Origin of the sequence: Thioalkalivibrio sp. HK1, assembly GCA_000583135.1 — a bacterium.
Classification (GTDB): domain Bacteria; phylum Pseudomonadota; class Gammaproteobacteria; order HK1; family HK1; genus HK1.
This window is the reverse complement of the sequence record JFBG01000023.1, coordinates 1-22,430: the sequence shown is the minus strand read 5'-3', so window position 1 is coordinate 22,430 and position 22,430 is coordinate 1. Positions and strand designations below refer to the sequence as shown.

The window sequence follows — 22,430 nt, the reverse complement described above, 5'->3', positions numbered from 1 at the left end:
CCCATGATATCGGCGAGCGTGACGAGGGCGAGGATATCGAGATCATCCGCCATCGATTCTTGACTGTCATGCTCGCGTTCATCGCCCTTCCTGCGCCTCTTCCGGCCAAGGCCTGACCAGCCCCTTCGCGATACCGACACGTCGATCGCCCTCGATGCGGATTTTGAGGGCATCGGCTTTTTTACGAGTGTCTTCGGAGCCGACGAATACCCGAGTCATCTTGGCGTTATCGCCTCCATCACCCCCCGAAACGGTAAAGACCCGATAACCGTTCTTGCGGAATTTTTCCTTCAAGGTCTCGGCATTTTTCGCATCGGAAAAACTCCCGACCTGCACCACCCAACCCCCGGGAGAAGCGATGGTCGGTGTGGCCGGTGCGCCCGCTTTTCGACCTTCTCCCGATGGCTCGTTCTTGGCCGCCTCTCTCTTGGCGGGCTCGCTCGTCGATGACTCACCGGAAGCGGATTCCTCGGGGGTATCGCTCCTGGCCCTTTGATCGCTCGTCGAGGTCGAAGGCGTCGCCGGGGGGCTTTTCGAAGCGGATGCTCGATCGGCGGCGCCTGCTTGATCGTCCTTTGTTTTCGCTTTCGAATCATCCTCGCTGGAAGGTGTCTTTTTATCCGGATCGACCGCCTCCAAGGCCTGGCTCGTCGATTCGTGCTTCACCGTCCCGTCGGAGGCGATGCGAACGATCGAGACCGTCTCCGCCGGACGAGCCACGCTCGGGGGGTCCCCCTCGACCTTGACCTCGCCCTCGGAATCCTTGGATGCCGAATCGCCCGCCATCGAGGACTCGACTTGAATTTCATGCGGCGTGCCCAAGAACATCGGCACGAAAATCACCACCGCCAGAACCAGCACCACCGCTCCGACCAAACGCCGCTTGAGACGCTCTTCCATGGCCTTTAAATCTCCCGGCAAAAGTCGGGGGCCGCAAGACGCAGCACCCTTTCGACCGTCACGAACGAACCGAAGGCCACTATCTCGTCATCCTTTTCGCTCTCGGACAAGGCGGCTTCGAAGGCCGCCTCCACGCAATCGAAGGCCCGCCCTAGGGCGCCTTGAGGCAAGGCTTCGAGCAAACTCGAGCCGCAGCGCCCCCGAGCACCATCGAGCGTTGCGGCATACCAACGATCGATCTCGGGCGCAAGGCTTCGCAGCATGGCACCGGCATCCTTGTCGGCAAGGATGCCGCAAACGGCGCGGCGCACGGGACGCCCACCGGTGCCTTCGGCGAGGGGCGATGATATCCCCTCTTTCGAAGCCTCGATCTCATCTCGAGTCGCCTGCGCCGCCAAGCGATCGGCAAGGGCTTTCGCCCCCGATGGATTGTGCGCGACATCGACCATGAGCCGCACGACGCCCTCGCCCGGCGAGCCGAGATCGGGGGCTTTGGTATCGGCGGACTCGATGGCCACCAATCCAGTGGTCAATGCCCCGCAAGCGGATGCATCGCGCATCGAAGTCTTTCGATCTCCGGCCTTGGTGCTTGCCGGAATATCGATGATCTGCTGCCTTCCCAAAATGCTCGCACGGGCGATCCCTTGGCGTATCGCCTCCTCGATCGCCGCCCGATCGATCGACAATATCGGCGCCAATCGACAAAAGAGCGCAACGCAAGCGGCGGCATTGTCCAGCTGATGCCGGCCGGACAAGCCCGGGGGCGGCAAATCGGCGATGCAATCGCCGGCGACATCCCGCCAGTGCCAGTACCCGCCCGCTTTTCCTTGCCGCGACCCTTTCGGAAATTGGGGCGCGAAATCGCTTCCCAAAACCGAACAAGGGGCTTCGATCGCGAAGGCGCGCTCCAAGACGCTATGAGGCGGATCGCGCTCGCCGATGATACAAGGGGTTCTCGGTCGCAAAATGCCCGCTTTTTCCCATCCGATCGATTCCCGATCATCGCCCAACCATTCGCAATGATCGAGATCGATCGAGGTGATCAGGGCAATGCTGGAATCGAAAAGGTTGACCGCATCCAAACGCCCCCCGAGCCCGACCTCGAGGATGGCAATATCCACTTGCGAGCGTTCGATCAAATCCGCCGCCGCCAGCGTTCCGAACTCGAAAAAAGTCAAGGGAACCTCGAGGCGGGCGGCATCGACGCGCTCGAACGCCTCGGTTAGATCCGCATCACCGACCGCCTCGCCCGCAATCCGCACCCGTTCGTTATAGCGAAATAGATGGGGCGAGGTATAGACCCCGGTACGAAGGCCGGCGGCGCCAAGCATCGCATCCAAAAAAGCGGCGCAGGAGCCCTTGCCGTTGGTGCCGGCGATCACGATGCGGATCGGCAAGGCGGCTTGCGTTTTCGCCTTTGCGCCTGCGGCACCATCGTCTTGACCTTGCTCGATGGATGCCGCCCGGGTTTCAAGCCCCATGGATCCGGCCACCTGCCGCACCCGATCCAGCCCCAAGACGATCGCCTCCGGATGCAATGTGCTCTGCCACGCCAGCCATTCATCCAGTGTCTTGGCGGGCAAGGATTTGAAATCCGATCGATGGCGCTCATCAATCGAGATAAAACCATCCGATCCGATCGAGGTCGATCCGCTCCTCATGGTGCAAAATCCCGCAAAGACCCACCATTCATCAGGGGAACATCACCGAGATCGAGACCATCGCTTTCTCGATGGCTTTTTCGATGATCGACATGCAATCGATCACCGCTCCCGATAGCGATCATCGTCCCCCTTGTCCCGCCGATCCTCGAAGATCAGGCTTTCGGCAAGCCGCCGAGCATCGAAACGAGATTGGCGATGGTGTCTCGCTGCTTGCGACGATCGACGATCATATCCACCGCCCCGTGTTTGAGGAGGAATTCGCTGCGCTGAAAGCCCTCGGGCAGCGTTTCCCCGATGGTCTGCTCGATGACGCGGGGGCCGGTGAAGCAGATCAACGCCCCGGGTTCGGCGATATTGACATCACCGAGCATCCCGAGACTCGCCGACACCCCTCCGGTGGTGGGATGGGTGAGCACCGAGATATACGGCAGTCGGTGTTCGTGCAAGCGGGTGATGGCGGCGCTGGTCTTGGCCATCTGAAAAAGGGCGAAAAGGCCCTCTTGCATCCTGGCTCCGCCGCTGCAGGCGAAGGAGATGAAGGGTATCCCCCGTTCGATCGCCACATCCACGGCACGCACGAAGCGTTCTCCCACCACCGAGCCCATCGAGCCCGCTCGAAAGCCGTACTCGAAGGCCACCGCCACGACTAGAACTCCCTTCACCCTCCCCTCCATCGCCACCAACGCATCTTTCTCTCCGGTCGTCTTTTGGTCGATCGCCAGCATGTCCTTGTATTTCTTGCCGCTTTTGAACTTGAGAACATCGATCGGCTCGATCGCGGATCCGATCTCCGAGCGCGTTCCCTCGTCCAAGAACCAATGCAAACGTCGCCTGGCGCCTTGCTGGATATGGTGCTCGCACTTCGGACAAACCTCGGCGTTGCGCTCGAGTTCGCTCCGATAGAGCACCGCCCCGCATTCCGGGCATTTGGTCCACAACCCTTCCGGGATATTGCTCCGCTTCCCCGCCCCCTCGGTGCGGATACGAGAAGGCAGCAATTTCTCGAACCAGCTCACGATCCTCCCCCGCTCTCATCGGTGCTTGCGTGCGCATCGGCCGATACCCCATCGATTTTATCGATCGCCGCTCGCAGATCGGCGACGAAATCGACCACGACCGGGACAACGGCATCACCAATTGCTCGGCTTCGATCCCCGCCCCGGCTTGCATCGCTTTGGCCTGCGATCGCCTCTTCGATGCGAGAGACGATGGCGCTGCCGACCACCACCGCATCGGCGACCCTGGCAACTTTCGCCGCATCCTCGGGGCTTCGAATCCCGAAGCCGACGCCCACCGGCAGATCCGTCATCGCCTTGATATGCGCAACTCGCTGCGCCACTTCTTCGGCATCGAGCCCCGCCGCACCGGTAATCCCTCGCAAGGAGACGTAATAAACGAAGCCCCTGGCCAAGGCGCAGATACGAGCGATTCGCTCATCATTGCTGGTCGGAGAAAGAAGAAAGATCGTATCGATCCCGGCCTCGTTCACCGCCGGGGCGAAATCCTGCGCTTCCTCGGGCGGCAAGTCCACGACGATGAAGCCGTCGGCGCCGGCGGCGGCGGCCCGCACCCCAGACTCCACACCACCGGCGGCCTCCAAGGGATTCAAATATCCCATCAGCACCACCGGGGTTTGTCGATCGCGCTTGCGAAAGGCGCGCACGATATCGAGCACCCCTTCGAAATGCATGCCCGCGGCCAAAGCGCGCTCCCCCGCACGCTGGATCACCGGACCATCGGCCATCGGATCCGAAAAGGGGATACCGAGTTCGAGGATATCCGCTCCGGCGTCGACCATTTCGTGCATCAAGGTAAGGGTGGTCGATGCATCGGGATCGCCGGCGGTGACGAAGGGAATCAAGGCGGTCCGTCCTCGCTCGGCGAGGGATTCGAAGCGCCTCGCAATGCGGCTCATAGGCCGATCCCCTCGACGGCGGCGACGGTCTTCATATCCTTGTCTCCGCGGCCGGAGAGATTGACCACGATGATATCCCCGGTCTGCATGCGAGGGGCGAGTTGGGCGGCGAAGGCCAGCGCATGGCTCGATTCCAAGGCGGGAATGATGCCCTCGGTGCGAACGCAGCGGTGGAAAGCGGCGAGGGCCTCGTCATCGGTGATCACGACATAATCGGCGCGACCTGAATCTTTGAGCCACGCATGCTCGGGGCCGACCCCGGGGTAATCGAGACCTGCGGATACCGAATGCGCGGGGCTGATCTGCCCATCGTCGTTTTGCATCAAATAGGTTCGATTGCCGTGCAGCACCCCGGGACGACCTGCGGTCAAGGGCGCGGCATGACGACCGCTGTCGATCCCCGAACCGCCGGCCTCGACACCATAAAGACGCACTTGCTCGTCATCCAAAAAGGCATGGAAAAGACCGATGGCATTGGAGCCGCCTCCGACGCAAGCGATACAGGCATCGGGCAATCGACCCGCTTGATCGAGCATTTGCGAGCGCACTTCTCGGCCGATGACCGCATTGAAATCCCGCACCATCGTCGGATAGGGATGCGGCCCGGCCACGGTGCCGATGATGTAATAGGTATCGTCCACGTGGGAAACCCAATCCCGCATCGCCTCGTTGAGGGCGTCTTTGAGGGTGCGCGAACCCGACTCCACCGGTACCACCTGGGCCCCGAGCAATTTCATCCGAAAGACATTCGGGGCTTGGCGTTCGATATCCTCGGCGCCCATATACACCACGCATTCCAGCCCCAAGCGCGCCGCCACGGTAGCCGTCGCCACCCCGTGCTGACCGGCCCCGGTCTCGGCGATGATGCGGGTCTTGCCCATGCGCTTTGCGAGCAGCGCCTGCCCCACCGTGTTGTTGATCTTATGGGCCCCGGTGTGGTTGAGATCTTCGCGCTTGAACCAGACCTCGGCGCCGCCGAAAGTCTTCGACCACCGCCGGGCGTGGTAAAGCGGGGAGGGGCGACCGACATAGTGGCGAAGCTCGTCCTCGAACTCGGCGACGAATTCCGGATCGTCGGCATATCGCTCCCAAGCCGCACGCAACTCGGCGACCGGCCGGGCCAGTGTTTCGGCGATGAACGTTCCGCCATAAGGACCGAAATGCCCCCGTTCATCCGGATAACGTCCCGCCAGACGATCCTCGGGGTTGACGTTCAAGCGTTCCTGCATTCGTTCCGGCACGGATGACCTCCTCGATGAATCGTCCGATCTTCTCGGGATCCTTGATCCCGGGGGCGCGCTCGACCCCGCTACTGACATCCACGGCGAAGGGTCGCAAGCGGCGAACGGCATCGCCCACATTGAGCGGATTCAATCCCCCGGCAAGGATCAAGGGGGATTCGATGGCGGCCGGGATCATCTCCCAGTCGAAAGCGATACCGGTGCCGCCGCGCAAGGTCTCGTGGTGGGTATCGAGCAACAAAGCCCGCGCATTCGCATAGCGCTTTGCCGCGTGCTCGATATCCGCTCGGGAGCGCACTTGCACCGCCTTGATGAAAGGTCGTCCCCAAGCCTTGCAGAACTCCGGCGACTCCTCGCCATGAAACTGAATGATATCGACACCCCCCCATTCGAGCAGGGCTTCGACTTCGGTGGGATCCGGATTGACCACCACCGCCACCGTCGATATCAGCGGCGGCAAGGCGGCTTTGATCTCCTTCGCCGTCTCCAAAGAGACATAGCGAGGGCTCGGCGGATAACGCATCAGGCCGATGGCATCGGCCCCCGCATCCACCGCCGCCAAAGCATCCTCGACGCAAGTGATCCCGCAAATCTTGACCCGGCTGCGCTGCATCGAAAAAACGCCTTCCCGCCTCGACCTCGAAAAGACCCCGCCCCGGCACATCGATACCCTCGGGCAAGGCATTCGCCGCCACCTTCTTGCTCAGGGAAGCGGCAACCGACAGCGAATCGATGGCGAGTTATCGGCGCAAAGCGCGACGCCATCGTTGAATCACTCGCTGAGCGAGCAGCGATCGCACCAACGAAAGCCGACTCCAAGCGGTGCGACGACGATATTCGAAACCGGCGCGCCCGGCCAAGGATATCCACAAACGCAGAAGATGCCTTTTATTCTCGGGTTCGACCCCGTCTTCGTAGTCGGTGCGCGCATGCAGCTGGGTATGGTTGGACAGGAGTTGAATATCGCCGGGCAAAAACTCCATGTCCAAGCACATTTGCGGCGAATTGGCGATCTCCTCGTAGGTATCGAGGAGATCCCTCTCTTCATCGGTGAACGGCGGTACCCCCTCGTGGCGTACCGCGGAGCGGAAATAATCGCTGTGATAGAAAGTGCGCAGCTCGCCGTCGGCAAAGCGACACGGCGGAACCGGAAAATAATCGAGACCGCCCTCCCCATAGGTATCGAGAAAAAAAGGCCGATAGAGGCGGTCGATCAGATCGGGTTTCATCTCCAAGAGCCGGTTGTAGACGCTGACCGAACTGACGATTCGGCTGATCCCCCCGGCAAGCGCCTTTTGCACGCATAGCAGGCCGACGACATCGGCGGCGTCGCAGTGATAGGCGATCTTGTCGCTGGTTTGATAAAAACGAACCTTCTTGGCGCCCGAGGACGCTCCCTCGTCCCTTACATTGCCCAAGAGATCTCCACGCGGATTTTGCGCCCCGGGGATCCCGAAGCACAGCCCGAAGCACCAAAAAAAGCGCTCGCAATCGACCAGCGACCAGCGCTCCACAGGGATGCCTCGTATCACCTGAAAACCCCGCCCCGAGGCGATCTCCTGCCGCCACCTTGCGATCTTGCCCGTAAGGCTCGGTAAAGGAAAATCCTCCTTGCCGAGCGCATGGAGCGGCTTGCCGGTCCCCTTGGCGACGGCCAAGGCACGCTCGATCTCATCGATATCATCACCCCCCAACTCCACCCGCCAATCATCATGGGCTCGCATATCATCGCCTAGCCAAGCCGCCGGAATTCGAAGCGGCTTTCGCAAGATCGACTGATGAGGGCGACCGAAATAATGCAGGGTCTGCTGAACGAGTGATTTGTAGTGCATGGGCTCGAAAAAGACTTCGCTTGGGAAAATCCGCCGTGATCGCCCCCTATTCTACTACCGACAACCGCCAAATGCTCGGTAAGCAGTCGACCGAGACCATCGAGTCGATCGAACATATCTCGGTTAGGGGCAGAGCCCGGTCCATGGCAACGGGCATCGCCGGGTGAGGGCTCGGTTGGCATGAACCAAGGATATCGGCATATCGAGGTTGCGGCTCTTAGGGCTCATGCGTAGAACAACGGCTTGCTCACCGATCCTTGTCGGGAACCGATCTGTGCACCCCGCACGCTCATGATGGAACCGTCATCCCAGTTGGTGAGCCGATAGGATGTGGGACACCGACATGAAGACGACCGGTTTTGGGGTACCGAAAAGATCGGTCACCGTCTTCATGGCCCTTGACCATCGTGCAAGGCTTGGCTTGCGTGGACTGCACACGGTCTGAGCAAGGCACGCGCTTCGAAGCGTTTCAACTCGTTCGCCAAGAAGGGCGGATGCGCTTTGGAGCCATCGGCCAAAAAAAGCGGCGGCAAGCCCGACCATCCGCCCCGACGACGGGGCGCAATACATCAACCATGACTTCCATGACGATACCCATTGGCCTTGAAATGGACTCGTCGCCGTCTTTCGCTCAACCAAGACAACGGCTGTGCCGAGCGGCTCATTCGCACCCTCAAGGAAAATCCGCCTTGGCTGGAAACATATTCGTGCATCGAGGAACTGCGGCAAGCCTTTTAGCGGTTCAAGAGCGAGTGCAACGAATAATTGCTCGTCAAGGGTCACGGATATCGCTCTCCGAGTCGGTTTATACGAGATGAGATGGACACAATCCCGACCGCCGCCTGACTCTCGTAGAGTGTCCCGATAGCCCCTAGCGCGCTATTGCATGTAGATTCTCCTTTGCTGCTTGAGCGAATCGAATTCGCATATCCTCGGTCAAGGCAAAATGCTTCGGAGAATTTCCCATCCGCTTCAAAATACCCTCGGCAACCAGACGTTGGGCCAGACTTCGAGCATCCATATCGCCCATTCCGGTAAGGGCTCTGATATCAGCCAGATCGATCTGTATTTTGCGGATGAGATAATAGAATACGGCGGCCTCACGCTCCGAGAGGCTGATACCCAAACTGGCTCGGGCCAAAATATGAGCCTCGCTAACGAGCCTTTCCTTATATAATCGTAGGCGGAACATCTTCTCTTTTTTATTATTGTCGATTTCAGGAGGAATGAAGCCCAGTGTGCGCCAATTTTTGGATATGATACGAATACCGGTTCCACCTCCATTGGAAAGACCGATACTACGAAATGCATCGACAACTTTGGGATTGCGGATATATTTTTCACCCGGATCGAGTAACTCCTCCCGCGAAGAAAACATATCTCCGGGGTTGGAAAACTCGCTTCGGTCTCGAAAGAGGCGGATAACCGGTATCCGGTTTACATAGCTGAAATCCTGATGAGTCAGCAAATTGATAGCCGCTTCACGGAAAGAGATATAATCCGGCGGATCATCGTTACGCCGTAGTGTGACGGCGTTGATGGAGAAAGGTCGCTCGCTGTGTCGAAAATAAAAGTCAAGCATCGCATGCCACGCCTTGATCAGATTCTCTTCGACAACCAAGCGGTCGGACCAACGGGCTCCGGATGAGTATTGCTCGGCGGTGTGGCGGTAAAATTGCAAATCGACGACCATGCGCGACAGGACTTGCCTTATGTATGCGTCTGCACCGAAAATTAAAATGGCGGCCCGAGTGGGCAGCAAACGCCCTTCTCTTTCGATCAAAAAACCCCGCTGATATAGGAAATCATTATCTCTCCCCGCCCGGTTACTACCCGGGTTGCTCGCGGCAAAACGCTCGCGATACCAACGTACCGATATCGGATCGAAGCACTTGAGAATATCAATGTCAAGGAGTTCGGCATCGTAGCGATCGGGCTCGGTCGCGGCATCGCGTATAAGCCGGATCAGTTCACCATGGGTGCAGCGATCGCCTCGCTCACCGCGCCGGATATAGGTATTGTAGAGGTTGCCATCGAGAAAGACGGGCTTCTTGATGCGATCGGCCTCCGGGATATGGAAAACGATGACGGTGCCCTCATCGAAATCATGGATCTTGCTCTCGATCGGCAGGAAAACACTGATCCTTTCATCATCCCTGACCTGCTCCAAGAAAGCGTTTCGTACCTTATGCGCATCGATCACTCCGGTAATGGTGATAGTTCCGTTATCTTCCTTGACACCGAATACCAGATAACCGCCGGCGGTATTCGCAAATGCGCTGACGGAAGACAAAGCACTCTCGGGGACGGCATCCCTCGCCTCCTTGAACTCAATATCGTCCCATTCGATGGACTGCAGACGCTCCAACAGTTCTTCTCTGATCATGCTCGTTTCACCATCTATCTGCTTGCGTGGCTCGCAACGGAATGCCTATTATACATCATAAGGTCACCCAATCGACAGATCGATCAAAAAAATCAGTGGATTTGATTCCGACTCGCTAGAATGCTTCACAAAAGGCTTGCATATTACTTATTCTTTAGGATATCTTTATTCAAAACATTTATTATCATTATATTTGCTGCTTCTGATTCCAAAAAATATATAGTTCTATTATTCGATACTGCCAGTCGTATTCTGGTCATCGTTTTTCTGTCGAAGCCTTAACTTGTTGTCAATCATCAGTCACTTTTCCGTAGTTTGCATTGCTTCGCTCTCGCCCAGCCCATACATTCCAAAAATCCGAATTATCCGATTTTGGCCTTAGGTATCCAGATTGGAAGAATGGCGTTTCGCAACGACAGAGAAGGCAAGTCGCAAGGCAGACCGCGCAGATTATCGGACGCAAGTCCGGGTATCGATTCCTGATCGCAAGCGTTGCAGATTCGATGAAGGAGCCAGCTATTGCACTGGAATAGTATCGTAGGAGACAACCGACTCGGAGGCTGAGATGTTCGCACAAAACCGAGATCGATCTTATGACCATCGCCGGCGATTATTTTCAAAGATTTGATAATGGATGCAGAACTTCGATCCTCCATATCATCATAGAGCTTTCTTATAGAGCTTTATGACGGAATGGGTAGATTGGCTTGCTGCGCCGCGCTACGACCTCGTCTACCAAGCAATCCAATTCGGCAATCATCGGTCAATCCTTTACCTATTCTCTAAACGGATATCGTCGGGGGTATAGAGCGGGACTAATTACCAATGCGGATTGTCATCCCTTTCATCGGCGGTCGGGACGGGTAAGGCGAAGGTTGCGGGGTAGTCGATTCCGACCAGGCAAAGTCCGGCGGGGGGGGCGGTTATTCCGGCCAGGCGGCGATCGCGGGCGGCGAGGAGCGAGGCGGGCCATTCCAAGGGTCGTTCGTTGGCGCCCACCGCGATCAGGGTGCCGGCGATGATGCGCACCATCTGCTGTAAAAAGGCGTTGGCGTGGATATCGATAGTGATGTATTGCCCTTTTCGGGTGACATCGATCCGATAGAGCCGTCGCACCGGTTGTCGGGCTTGGCAGCCGGCGGCGCGAAAGGAGGTGAAATCGTGCTCTCCGACGAGGGATTGAGCCGCCCGATGCATGCTTCGGGCATCCAAGGGGCGGTATTCCCAAGCGACCCGTCCGGCTTCGATGGCGGGGCGAATCGGGCGGTTGAGGATGCGGTAGCGATAGCGACGACCGGTGGCGGAAAAACGGGCGTGGAAACGATCGCTGACGGGCTGCGCCCAGAGCACGGCGGCATCGTCGGCCAGGTAACGATTGACGCCTTGGACCCAAGCCTTGAGCGGGCGCCGGGCATCGCTGTCGAAATGCACCACTTGCCAAGCGGCGTGTACCCCGGCATCGGTGCGACCGGCGCAGATCACCCGTACATTTTCGGTGGCGGCGACTTTGCCGATCGCCCTTTCCAACTCCTCTTGTACCGTGCGCGGACCCACCTGACGCTCGAAGCCGTGAAAGCGACCGCCGTCGTATTCAAGACCCAAGGCGATTCTCATCTCTTGCGATCTCGCCGAGTTCTTTTGGTAGATCCCATCGTTTGATCGACCGACTCGATAATTTCGCCGACTCGATGAGATCGAGATCGGCCGATATCCAACGAAAGAATTCGACGATCCGAAGACCATCGAAGATTTTCAAAGGGCGATGGCCAAGAGCATCCGATAGCGAGATCGTCGGCGATAGGTGCACCCTCTTTGAGGGATATCGATGCCATTTCGGAGGGAGCGGCAGAGCGCTCGGAGCCCACCGGATATCCAAGGGACAAAGATCGAGATCGATGCAAGCAAGGTCCGTCTCGAACCTTGCTTGCACGACCCGACGAAGGAGGTATCGAAAGGCGACGATCTCGCAGGCAGGCGCAAAATCCTCGGATCACTCAGCCGATACGAACAAGCGAAGCGATCATGCCGCTGCGGATAGATGGGTCTTGGCCAGAATTTCGGCGATCTGGACGCTGTTCAAGGCCGCCCCTTTGCGCAGATTGTCGGAGACGATCCACAGATTCAATCCTTTGGGGTGGGTGATATCCTCGCGGATGCGACCCACGAAAACCTCGTCGCTGCCGGCCGACTCGATCGCCGCCGTCGGATAGCCTCCGTCTTCCCGCTCGTCCATGACCACGACTCCCGGCGCGGCCCGAAGGATTTCGCGGGCCTCGTCCACCCCCAGTTTTTTTGCGGTTTCGATATGAACCGCCTCGGAGTGACCGTAGAAAACCGGGATGCGAACGGCGGTGGGGTTCACCAAGATCGAATCGTCGCCCATGATCTTGCGAGTCTCCCACACCATCTTCATCTCTTCCTTGGTATATCCGTTATCCATGAAGACATCGATATGGGGCAAGGCGTTGAAGGCGATTTGCTTCGGATAGACCGAGGGCTCGACGGGCCGGCCGTTCATCAAATCCGCGGTCTGACGCTCCAAGGCATCGATCGCCTTGCCACCGGTCCCCGACACCGACTGATAGGTGGCGACATTGATGCGCTCGATCCCGGCAGCGACATGCAAGGGATAAAGCGCGACCACCATCTGAATGGTGGAACAGTTCGGATTGGCGATGATGTTGCGCTTCGTATGCAGATCGAGGGTATAGGCATTGACCTCGGGCACCACGAGGGGGATATCGGGCTCGTAGCGGAAATGCGAGCTGTTATCGATCACCACGCATCCGGCTTTGCCGGCCTTCGGGGCATATTCGGCGGAGACGCTGCCGCCGGCGGAAAAAAGGGCGATCTGCGTTTTCGAAAAGTCGAACTCATCCAAACGAGTCACGGTACGAGTCTTTCCCCGAAACTCGATTTCGCTCCCGGCCGAGCGAGGGCTGGCCAACGGATAGATATCCCTTACCGGAAAATCGCGCTCTTGGAGGATCGAGATCATCTCCTTGCCCACCGCTCCGGTCGCCCCGACCACCGCCACATCGAATAAACCGTTCATCCATCGATTCCTTGATGTTTCATGAAAAAATCTGCCCGAAAAACCATTACGGGCGCTCGATGCTCTCGCATTTTCACTCGCGTTTTTATCCGCATCCCCCCAATCTCTTGAAACATACCATCCTTCTCTGGGGGCCCTAGTTCGAAGTGAGCGCATCGACCACCGCATCCCCCATCTGCACGGTATCGACCAAGGTGGTCTCGGGCGAGTGGATGTCGGGGGTACGAAAGCCGCGATCGAGGGCGCGACCGACCGCGGCTTCGATCCGATCCGAGAGATCGGGCAATCCCAGCGAGTGGCGCAACATCATCGCCGCCGAGAGAATGGTGGCCAGCGGATTGGCAACCCCTTGGCCTGCGATATCGGGAGCGGTGCCGTGGATCGGCTCGTAAAGCCCCTTGGCCTTGGCATCGAGGGAGGCCGAGGGCAGCATGCCGATGGAGCCGGTCAGCATCGATGCCAAGTCCGAAAGGATATCACCGAACATATTGGTGGTGACGATAACGTCGAATTGCTTCGGATCGCGCACCAACTGCATCGCGGCATTGTCGACATAGAGGTGGGAGAGGAAGACATCCGGATAGTCCTTGGCCACCGTCTCGGCGACATCGCGCCACAGTTCGCTCACTTCGAGCACATTAGCCTTGTCGACCGAGCACAGCCGCTTCGAGCGTCGGCGGGCGGATTCGAAGGCGACACGGCAAACCCGCTCGATCTCGTCCTCGGCATAGACGAGGGTATTGAAACCTTGGCGGCGACCGTCATCCAAGGTGCGAATCCCGCGCGGATCGCCGAAATAGATACCGCCGGTCAGCTCGCGCACGATCAAAAGATCGAGCCCTCGGATCACCTCCGGCTTCAAGGTCGAACTTCCGACCAACTGCGGATAGGCGATCGCCGGTCGTAGGTTGGCGAATACCCCGAGTTCCGAGCGTAGCCTTAGAAGGCCTCGTTCGGGCCGAAGGGAACGCTCCACCCCATCCCATTGCGGCCCCCCGACCGCACCGAGCAAGATGGCATCCGCCGCTTTCGCCGATTCCAATGTCTCATCGGGCAAGGGGGTGCCGAAGCGATCGGTCGCATCGCCGCCGATCGAGGCCTCGTCGATCCGGGCATCGAGCGCTCCTTGGGAACACAAGGCATCAAGCACCTTGCGAGCCTGGGCGATGATTTCCGGTCCGATCCCGTCTCCGGGAAGGAGCAAAATCCTGCTTGTCATCGAAAAAATACCTTGTTATGAATCATCGGGAAAGACGAGGGAGCGAGGCCGATATCGACGAGCCGAGCCGTCCAAGCGATTGCGAGTTTACAATATCGCAATTGGTCTTGATCGCAACCCGCCCGAGGGCCGGGCCGTCTTCTCCTTGCAACCCCCTTCGAGCGAGCGATATCGCTTGGATAACGCCGTGGCCGCACCGCCATCACCTCGATCCGATATCGACTCCGCTGCGATCAAAGACTCGATCCGGCAAAAAGCCAAGGAGCTGGGTTTCGCTCAGGTCGGGATCAGCGATTGCGACCTCGCCGATGACGAAGCCTCGCTGCTCGCTTGGCTTCGCGCGGGCTACCACGGCGAACTCGAATACATGTCCTCGCACGGCTTGCGTCGCAGCCGCCCCGAGGCGCTCGTGCCCGGAACCTGTCGCATCATCAGCGTACGCATGGATTATCGGCACCCGCAAGGCGAAAGCCCCGAAGAGGTATTGGCTCGATCGGATCTCGGCTATGTCTCCCGCTATGCCTTGGGACGCGATTACCACAAGCTCATCCGGCGGCGTTTGCAACGCCTCGCCGATCATATCGAGGGGGAGGTCGGTCCCTTCGGTTATCGGGCTTTTGCCGATAGCGCTCCGGTGATGGAAAAGCCCTTGGCGCGCAACGCCGGGCTCGGCTGGATCGGCAAGCATACCAATCTCATCAACCGCGATGCCGGATCATGGTTTTTCTTGGGCGAGCTCTATACCGATCTTCCGCTGGAGGCCGATACGAGGGCGAGCGATCATTGCGGTCGCTGTCGGGCTTGTATCGATGCCTGCCCCACGGGGGCGATCGTCGCCCCTTACAGGTTGGATGCGCGCCGATGCATTTCCTACCTGACCATCGAGCTCAAGGGATCGATCCCGCCGGATCTGCGGCCGCTGATCGGCAATCGCATCTTCGGCTGCGACGACTGCCAGTTGGTCTGCCCTTGGAATCGCTTCGCCCGCACCCAAGATATCGATGCCTTTTCACCCCGCCACGGGCTGGATGCATCGAGTCTTGTGGATCTCTTCGCATGGTCGGAAAAGGAATACGAGCGGCGCACCGAAGGCATGGCTCTGCGCCGGATCGGATACGAGCGTTGGCTACGCAATATCGCCGTGGCCTTGGGCAACGCCGGCACATCGGATCGGATTGTCAAGGCCCTCGAATCTCGCCTCGATCATCCGTCGGCGATGGTTCGAGAACATATCGTTTGGGCGCTTGGCCGCCATGCGGTCCATCCGCAGGCATGAGGATTCATCGGCAGCATTCCGGATCCGATCATCGACGAAACGCATCGCCTCGGCAAGGCAAGACGCACCGTTTTCTTTGCCGACCATCTTCTTCCACCTGACTGATCGACTTATCCATCGAAGGGAGCCACCCATCCAATGAACGGTATCAGGACAGTCATCGAAAAGGCTTTCGAGGAGCGAGAGAGCATCTCGCCCGATTCCGTGCAACCCGAAGTCAAGGCCGCCGTCGCCGAGGCCATCGCCCGTCTCGATGCCGGCAAGGAGAGGGTCGCCGAGCCCACCGCCGAGGGCTGGATCGTCAACGAGTGGTTGAAAAAAGCGGTACTGCTCTCCTTTCGCCTGGAGGATAGCTATGTGATGGAAGGAGGCTTCACTCGCTACTTCGACAAGGTTCCCGCCAAATACGCGCTTGCATCCGAGGAGAAATTCAAGGAGGGTCAAGTCCGCGTGGTTCCTCCGGCGGTGGCGCGATACGGCGCATGGATCGCCCCCGGAACGGTGCTGATGCCGAGCTATGTCAATATCGGGGCCTTCGTCGATAGCGGTACCATGGTCGATACTTGGGCCACCGTCGGGAGCTGCGCTCAGATCGGAAAGAATGTTCACCTCTCGGGCGGCGTCGGGATCGGCGGGGTGCTCGAACCCTTGCAGGCGAGTCCGACGATCATCGAGGACGAGTGCTTCATCGGGGCCCGCTCGGAAATCGTCGAGGGAGTGATCGTCGAGCGGGGATCGGTGATTTCGATGGGGGTCTATATCGGTCAAAGCACCCGCATCTACGACCGCGAAAGCGGCACCGTTTCCTTCGGGCGGATCCCGGCAGGCTCGGTGGTGGTCTCCGGCAATCTCCCGGCGAAAGACGGCAGCCACAGCCTTTATTGCGCGGTGATCGTGAAAAGGGTCGACGAGCGCACCCGCTCGAAGGTGGGGATCAACGAGTTGTTGAGAATGATCTAGGGCCAAACGCTCCTACGTACGAGACGCCCAGACGATGCGTCCAGACGAGATACGAAGACGAAGCCCTCGATCCCGATGACGGCGATATCGGGCGCAAAGGGCGAGGCCTGAGCCCCTTACCCGTCCTCGCCCTCGGAAGGCACCCGGGAGCGTTTCCCGGTGCTTATGCTTACGCCCCTTATGCGAAGGGACCATCCGGGGATAAGGATCATCGATCCTTGCAAGGATCCGTATAAAAATCCGTCGGTATCGTTGCGCTCCGATTCCCGATAGCCTTTTCTTCTCAATCATCCGCTTGGACGAGGTTGGACGAAAGAGCTGAAATCTCTTGTCCAAAATCCGCAGGCCGTGCTATCGGGATCTGCGCAGCGCTTCGAAGGCATCGAACGGCAGATTGGGTCCTGAAGCCCCCCCTCCCCATGAAATCCCCAAAAACAAAGCCCCGCTGATGCGGGGCTTGTATCGAACCTATAAACGATCATTTGGATGATCGTCGAATACCAAGAGGCTTCTACTAAGACTTCGGGGGTTCGGCCATCTCCTTCAAACCCTTGAGTGGCTGAATCTTGACCGTCGTATGCGCCGGCTTGGCTTTGAATTCCATCGGTTCTCCGTTGAAGGGATTGACTCCCTTTCGAGCCTTCGTCGCCGGTTTGCGGACGGTCTTGATCTTCAACAAGCCCGGCATGGTGAAGGTCCCAGGTCCCTTCTTTTCGACATGCCGCTTGATCTGATTGCCGAGCTCGTCGATTACGCCGGCTACCTGCTGCTTGGTCAGTTCGGTATTCGTTGCGATTTCGGAAACCAACTGAGTCTTGGTAAGGGGCACTTTGAGTGCCGGTGTTTTCGCCATAAGTCCCTCCCCCGGTATCGGTGTTGGATTGTGTTGGGTTTGATCGACGATTCGAACTTCGAAGATCTTCGTTCGAAGATCGAGCCGCCGGCATCTTGTTGCGATCGAAGACTCTTGGACAGTTGCATCAACGAAAGCAACAATGTAGCACCATACCATCATTTATCGCTTTTTTCCATACCCCAAGAGCAAAAAAAAGAATCCATCGCCTCGAGGGTTCGGTGATCCTCATCGAGCGTCGAGGCGTCGATATTCGACGATGACCCGAGTTCTTGGGCATCGCCGTCAAGGAGGCGATATCCATCGGCCCATGCTTTATTTCAAGGGTTCAAGGATCTCCCCGCGCCCGTCCCGCTCGCTCCTTCCAAGCGCGGATCAGGCCTGCGGTGGAGGCATCTCGATCGGCATCGGCTCGATCGCGATCTTGGAAAATCGCTTTCGCTTTTTCGGAGGAAACATCTAAATGCAACTCGTTTGCAACGGATCCAGCCACTTTCTTTCCGAGCTCGACTCCCCACTGATCGAAGGAATTCACGCCCCAGATCGCCCCTTGAACGAAGACCTTATGCTCGTAAAGGGCGATCAGGGCCCCCAAGGTAAAGGGATCGAGTCGTTCGAGCATCAAGGTATTCGAAGGGCGATTTCCCTCGGTGACTCGATGGGGGACGAGGGCTTCTGTCCGATCGAGATCGGCGCCCGATGAGAGGAGATCGGCCCGCAATTCTTTCTCGCATCGTCCGGTCATCAGGGCTTGGCTTTGAGCCAGGCAGTTGGCGATCAGCAAGCGATGGTGCTCGAACAAGGAGTGATCGCAAGCGGCGGCGACGATGAAATCCACCGGAACCAAGGGCGTTCCTTGATGCAGAAGCTGGAAAAAAGCATGCTGTCCTCCGGTACCCGGCTCTCCCCAGACGATCGGCCCCGTCGGATGCTCCACCCTCGTTCCATCTTGGCGCACGCGCTTACCGTTGCTTTCCATATCGAGCTGCTGGAGGTGGGCGGCGAATCGATCCAAGCGCTCATCGTAGGCCACCACGGCATGGGTCTGCGATCCGAAGAAGTGGATATACCAAATACCGATCAGGGCCAGGATGATCGGCATATTCCGATCACCGGGGGCGCTCAGGAAATGCCGATCCATCGCATGCGCCCCGGCCAGCAATTTTCTGAAAACAGGCATTCCCACGGCCAATGCGACGGGCAAGCCCACGCTCGACCAAAGGGAAAAGCGCCCGCCCACCCATTCGGGGATATCGAAAATTCCTTGCGGATCGACCCCGAATTCCAGCGCCTTTCGGCGCGCGCCGGTTATCGCCACGAAATGCCGCGCCACCGCCTCGCTTCCCAAGGAGTCCTCGATCCAGCGCCGGGCCGAATGCGCATTGACCATCGTCTCTTGGGTGGTGAAGGTTTTCGATGCGACCACGAAGACGGTGCGGGCGGGGGAGAGATGGCCCAAGGTCGAAAGCAGCGCCCACCCGTCGATATTGGATACGAAATGTACCCGGGGTCCATCGGCGAGGGGGGCCAAAGCCCGGCACACCATTTTCGGACCGAGCTCCGATCCGCCGATGCCGATATGGACGATATCCTCGATCGGATCCCCGCGATAACCCCGCCATGCCCCGGATCGCACCGCCTGCGAGAAATCCTCCATCGCCTGCAAGGAGCCCTCGACGCAAGCGCGCATGGATACATCCACCTCGCATAAGGGATCCTCGCGCGAATCGCGCAGCAGCGGGTGCAAGGCGGCCTGCCCTTCGCTGCGATTGATGGCCGAGCCTTGGAACATCGCCCGCGCTTGCTCCGGCACCCCTCTTTCATCGGCGAGCGCAAAAAGCAAGCCCATCGTTTCGCATGTCACCCGATTCTTCGAGTAATCGAGCAAGATGCCGCAGGCCTCGAGGGAATGGCGATCGAAGCGATCCGATTCATTCGCAAAGAGGGTGCGCAAGTCAAGGGAGCGTACAAGCGCATGATGCTCGCCCAAAGCGCGCCATATCTCGCTGTCGAGAAGGGATCGCATCCCGAGTCTCGAGACATCGAACGCATCGGCACCGGAAAGGGTCATCGAATCCTCCGCATCGAGGCTGCATCGAGGGCAAGGGAAAAGCGAGCGAACCGAGCGATTGTCATCGGGCTTTCGCTCTCGAAAGAGGGGATCGGCTTTTCCACATCTCGATCCTTCGGCAACCGGCAAGGATGTTCTCCTTCGCCATCGGTATTTTGAATCGGATCGGGTGAAATTCGCCGATCGAACGCCCTTTCAGGGCGGATATCAAGACAAAACCGGCAGATCATGGACCATCGAACGACTCACGCAATCTGTGGATAACCATGTGCATATTCATCCCGTCATCGCTATCATCGCTAGAAACAAGCCTTATCCCATGAATGACAAGCCCGATACTTCGATTGAAACCCTATTCTCCGATATGAATTTTTTATTCTTTTATTTCAATGACTTGGAAAATAAAACTCGCATCGATCGCAGATCTGGAACAAGCCGACCCGCCTTTCGATGATCCCTGCCGGATCGCCTGATTTTCGTCATGAAAAATGTGCATAGATTTTTTTCCAAGCCTTTGAATCTGCGCCGATTCCAATTCGGCGATCGAAAGCCGGTTCATTATCTCGACTTTTCCATTATCTCGACATATCGACGGCTCTTTTGCCTTGTCGGGGTTCCGAAACCGCGCTTTGCGAGGCTTGGGCGAAATGCGCATCCACCGAAGTCGGATGGTCGGATGAATGAATGGATGCAGACGAGGATCTCATCGATCGATCATCGACTATCGGCAATGCCCTCCAAAGGGGCATCGGCAAAAGATGGCGGGGATCGTACCCTCGATGCGGGCGAAAAAGCGTCAATCGGCGAGCAGGTGCCGCAATTCTTCGATCACCTCGCTCGTTCTCGGTGAGATCCCGAGCCATATCCGATAGGATTCCGCAGCCTGCTCCACCAACATCCCCAGACCGTCGATGGCGATCGCCGCCCCTTGCCTTTGCCCCCACTCGACGAAGGGAGTCGGCTTCGAGGAATAGGCCATATCGTAGGCCACCGCATTCTTGCCCATGATGCCATCGGGCAAAGCGGGTAAATCACCGCCGAGGCTTGCCGCGGTGGCGTTGATCACCAAATCGAAACCCTCCTTTCGCCCCGGCCCCGATCCGAAACGACGAGACAGGTCCTCGAGCGAAAGCGCATCCACCGGCGAACCCTGATTTGCGAAAGATTGACCTGCGAAGCGATCGGCCAGAGCCACGGCGCGATCAACGCTGCGATTGGCGATCGTCAACCGTATCGGGTTTCGATCCAAAATAGGGCCGACCGCCCCCCTCGCCGCCCCTCCCGCTCCGAGCAAGAGCACCGATGCCCCCTCGATCTTTACACCGATCCGATCGACGAGGTCTCGCACCAAGCCGATACCGTCGGTATTGTCGCCGTGGATATCCCCCTCCTCGAAAGAAAGGGTGTTGACCGCCCCCGCTCGCTCGGCCCTCGACGTGCGCTTGGAGGACAGGGCGAAGGCCTCTTCCTTGAAAGGCAGGGTGATATTGAGCCCCCGCCCGCCTGCGGATATGAAAGTCTCGATGGCGGCCGCCAATCCATCGGGTTCCACCGATAAGGCTCGATAGTCGATATCGCATCCCGATTGGGCCGCAAAGAGGCGATGGATAAAGGGCGATCGGCTATGGGCGATCGGATTGCCCATCACCGCATAGCGACCGGCAATCACCGTCGGATGGTTGGCGATCGTCGCATTCATCGAAGCCTCCGGCATTGACAATGCTTCCCCCGATTGGAGGAACTTCTCAGCGAATAGCGAATCCGGTACCCGCCTTCGAGCACATTATGCTCAACGGCGGCGGCCGGCGCTCTTCATCCTCGCCGCCAAGGGAGAACGCATCTTGTCATAGAGCATGAATAGATGCCGAAGGCGATCAAAAGAAGAGGTAAATCCCGGGCGACGATAAAGCCGATCGACCGCCCGATCCAAGTCCCGATGGGCTTTGCGCAAATCCAAAGGCATCGCTTGGGGATCGTAAAGATCGGCCAGGGTTGCATCCGGATGGGCGGCCCGCGCATCGAGGATCGCTCGGGCATGAGGCTCCAGCCCTTCGAGCCCGGCATCCTCGGGCGGCATCGGAAAGGTGTTGTAGACCGAACCCGCCGAATAGCGATATCGACTCTCCAATCGCCCACCGATGCCGCGCAACCACGTATTATGCATCGCGGAGGTCAACATGGCGAAGTCGATGAGGGTGGCATCCTCCAAGACGAGAGCCGCATTGCTCGGGATGATGGGGGGTTCGAGCCAACCGATCGGAAGATATTCTCGTCGCTCGGAACTCACTCCCGGGATAAATAGATAGGGATTATCGGGGATGGTGGGGAATGCAAATCGAGTGGGCGACAAAGCTAACTCTCGGGTTAGCGATCGACGACTTGCCTCACGATAAGATCGCACCGATGCGATTCTCTTTTTCACATTCGGCAATCGTGCCAATCGTTCCGGCGGAGCATCGTGCAAAGCCAAAATCCATCGACGCCCGCCTTGCAAGAATTCCCGAGCGCCGATATAGGGACGCAAAAAGGCTTCGGCTTCCGGCTCGGCCTTCAAAAAATCATCGCGCTCTTTCTCATCGAAAATATAGTGCCCTCCGTCGATCGGCTGATTTCCGAAACGAAGAGGCTTCAAATCATTGATCGGCTTGCTTTCCTCTCGTACCGTCATCGATGGATCGGATAACCCATCGGCATCGAATAGATAAGGCGATATCGCCTTGGGACGACTCTCTTGGGGCTGCCCCTTGATATCGGGATAATCGAAGAGGCGTTTTTCCTTCGATCCTTTGGTGTGTGGCGCCCGATCTCGACGATCCAAACCCAAAATCACGACATGGACCTGAGCTGAGCCTTTGGCATCCGAGCCCCAAGCGAAGGTGCGGTGGGCAAAGGCGATCTCCAACCGATGGCGCTCGAAAAGAATCGGCCACAGCTGCGCCACCTGCTCGCCTTGCGTGATCGAATTGGTGGCGACGAATCCGATCCGGGCATCGCTTTGCTGTCTATATTCCCCGGCCTTGATGAACCAAGCGGCGACATAATCCAAGGTACCCCCCCC

The 22,430-nt window shown here is 58.3% G+C and carries 19 protein-coding genes; 4 read left to right on the top strand and 15 right to left on the bottom strand.

The genetic code is table 11. The features are described from left to right. Window positions 1-78: 78 nt before the first annotated feature. The 7 genes from BF99_RS0107760 to BF99_RS20450 form a co-directional block, all read right to left on the bottom strand. Window positions 79-900, bottom strand: a complete 822-nt coding sequence (locus BF99_RS0107760) for an SPOR domain-containing protein (protein ID WP_156013216.1) — start codon at window positions 898-900, stop codon at window positions 79-81. Window positions 901-905: 5 nt separating this feature from the next. After that, window positions 906-2,561, bottom strand: coding sequence for a bifunctional folylpolyglutamate synthase/dihydrofolate synthase (locus BF99_RS0107755; protein WP_081759160.1), 1,656 nt, complete (start codon window positions 2,559-2,561; stop codon window positions 906-908). A gap of 155 nt (window positions 2,562-2,716) precedes the next feature. After that, window positions 2,717-3,580 carry an acetyl-CoA carboxylase, carboxyltransferase subunit beta gene (gene accD, locus BF99_RS0107745; RefSeq protein ID WP_025770418.1) on the bottom strand — a complete coding sequence of 288 codons (864 nt, stop codon included), beginning with the start codon at window positions 3,578-3,580 and terminating at the stop codon, window positions 2,717-2,719. Then, entirely contained in the window at window positions 3,577-4,479 is a 903-nt protein-coding gene (gene trpA / locus BF99_RS0107740; protein WP_025770417.1) for a tryptophan synthase subunit alpha, read from the bottom strand. Before trpA ends, accD begins: the two co-directional genes overlap by 4 nt. Then, complete coding sequence (gene trpB, locus BF99_RS0107735; protein ID WP_025770416.1) at window positions 4,476-5,708, bottom strand: tryptophan synthase subunit beta; 1,233 nt, start codon at window positions 5,706-5,708, stop codon at window positions 4,476-4,478. The genes trpA and trpB overlap by 4 nt, the downstream gene beginning before the upstream one ends. After that, complete coding sequence (locus tag BF99_RS0107730) at window positions 5,650-6,333, bottom strand: phosphoribosylanthranilate isomerase (protein WP_025770415.1); 684 nt, start codon at window positions 6,331-6,333, stop codon at window positions 5,650-5,652. Before BF99_RS0107730 ends, trpB begins: the two co-directional genes overlap by 59 nt. Before the next feature lie 127 nt (window positions 6,334-6,460). Next, window positions 6,461-7,552 carry a TauD/TfdA family dioxygenase gene (locus tag BF99_RS20450; protein ID WP_025770414.1) on the bottom strand — a complete coding sequence of 364 codons (1,092 nt, stop codon included), beginning with the start codon at window positions 7,550-7,552 and terminating at the stop codon, window positions 6,461-6,463. A gap of 603 nt (window positions 7,553-8,155) precedes the next feature. On the opposite strand from BF99_RS20450, the gene BF99_RS23915 reads away from it, so the two are divergent. Next, a complete protein-coding gene (locus BF99_RS23915) occupies window positions 8,156-8,290 on the top strand; it encodes a hypothetical protein (RefSeq protein ID WP_306699655.1) in 135 nt (44 codons plus the stop codon). Between the two features lie 133 nt (window positions 8,291-8,423). On the opposite strand, the gene BF99_RS0107705 is transcribed toward BF99_RS23915, so the two are convergent. The 4 genes from BF99_RS0107705 to leuB form a co-directional block, all read right to left on the bottom strand. Continuing rightward, window positions 8,424-9,938, bottom strand: a complete 1,515-nt coding sequence (locus BF99_RS0107705) for an RNA-binding domain-containing protein (RefSeq protein ID WP_025770413.1) — start codon at window positions 9,936-9,938, stop codon at window positions 8,424-8,426. A gap of 819 nt (window positions 9,939-10,757) precedes the next feature. Further along, window positions 10,758-11,552, bottom strand: a complete 795-nt coding sequence (gene truA / locus BF99_RS0107700; RefSeq protein WP_025770412.1) for a tRNA pseudouridine(38-40) synthase TruA — start codon at window positions 11,550-11,552, stop codon at window positions 10,758-10,760. Window positions 11,553-11,958: 406 nt separating this feature from the next. After that, on the bottom strand, window positions 11,959-12,993 hold the full coding sequence (locus BF99_RS0107685) for an aspartate-semialdehyde dehydrogenase (RefSeq protein ID WP_025770410.1): 1,035 nt from the start codon (window positions 12,991-12,993) through the stop codon (window positions 11,959-11,961). Between the two features lie 136 nt (window positions 12,994-13,129). Further along, entirely contained in the window at window positions 13,130-14,212 is a 1,083-nt protein-coding gene (leuB, locus tag BF99_RS0107675; RefSeq protein WP_025770409.1) for a 3-isopropylmalate dehydrogenase, read from the bottom strand. A gap of 175 nt (window positions 14,213-14,387) precedes the next feature. Between leuB and queG the strand changes: the two genes are divergently transcribed. Both queG and dapD read left to right on the top strand, forming a co-directional pair. Next, window positions 14,388-15,488, top strand: coding sequence for a tRNA epoxyqueuosine(34) reductase QueG (gene queG, locus BF99_RS0107670; protein WP_373604457.1), 1,101 nt, complete (start codon window positions 14,388-14,390; stop codon window positions 15,486-15,488). Between the two features lie 138 nt (window positions 15,489-15,626). Next, window positions 15,627-16,448, top strand: a complete 822-nt coding sequence (gene dapD, locus BF99_RS0107660) for a 2,3,4,5-tetrahydropyridine-2,6-dicarboxylate N-succinyltransferase (RefSeq protein WP_025770407.1) — start codon at window positions 15,627-15,629, stop codon at window positions 16,446-16,448. 514 nt (window positions 16,449-16,962) lie between these two features. Here dapD and BF99_RS0107650 read toward each other — a convergent pair. Next, window positions 16,963-17,301, bottom strand: coding sequence for an HU family DNA-binding protein (locus tag BF99_RS0107650; RefSeq protein WP_025770406.1), 339 nt, complete (start codon window positions 17,299-17,301; stop codon window positions 16,963-16,965). A 328-nt stretch (window positions 17,302-17,629) separates the two neighbouring features. Then, a complete protein-coding gene (gene pgi / locus BF99_RS0107640; protein ID WP_197019074.1) occupies window positions 17,630-19,372 on the bottom strand; it encodes a glucose-6-phosphate isomerase in 1,743 nt (580 codons plus the stop codon). A gap of 169 nt (window positions 19,373-19,541) precedes the next feature. On the opposite strand from pgi, the gene BF99_RS0107630 reads away from it, so the two are divergent. Next, window positions 19,542-19,826, top strand: coding sequence for a hypothetical protein (locus tag BF99_RS0107630; protein ID WP_156013215.1), 285 nt, complete (start codon window positions 19,542-19,544; stop codon window positions 19,824-19,826). 342 nt (window positions 19,827-20,168) lie between these two features. Here the strand turns inward: BF99_RS0107630 and aroE are convergent, their stop codons facing one another. Together aroE and BF99_RS23350 are read right to left on the bottom strand one after the other, a co-directional pair. Then, a complete protein-coding gene (gene aroE, locus BF99_RS0107620) occupies window positions 20,169-21,071 on the bottom strand; it encodes a shikimate dehydrogenase (RefSeq protein ID WP_051482829.1) in 903 nt (300 codons plus the stop codon). 90 nt (window positions 21,072-21,161) lie between these two features. Next, window positions 21,162-22,430: type IIL restriction-modification enzyme MmeI (locus tag BF99_RS23350; protein ID WP_025770399.1), on the bottom strand; the 1,269-nt coding region annotated here is incomplete at its 5' end.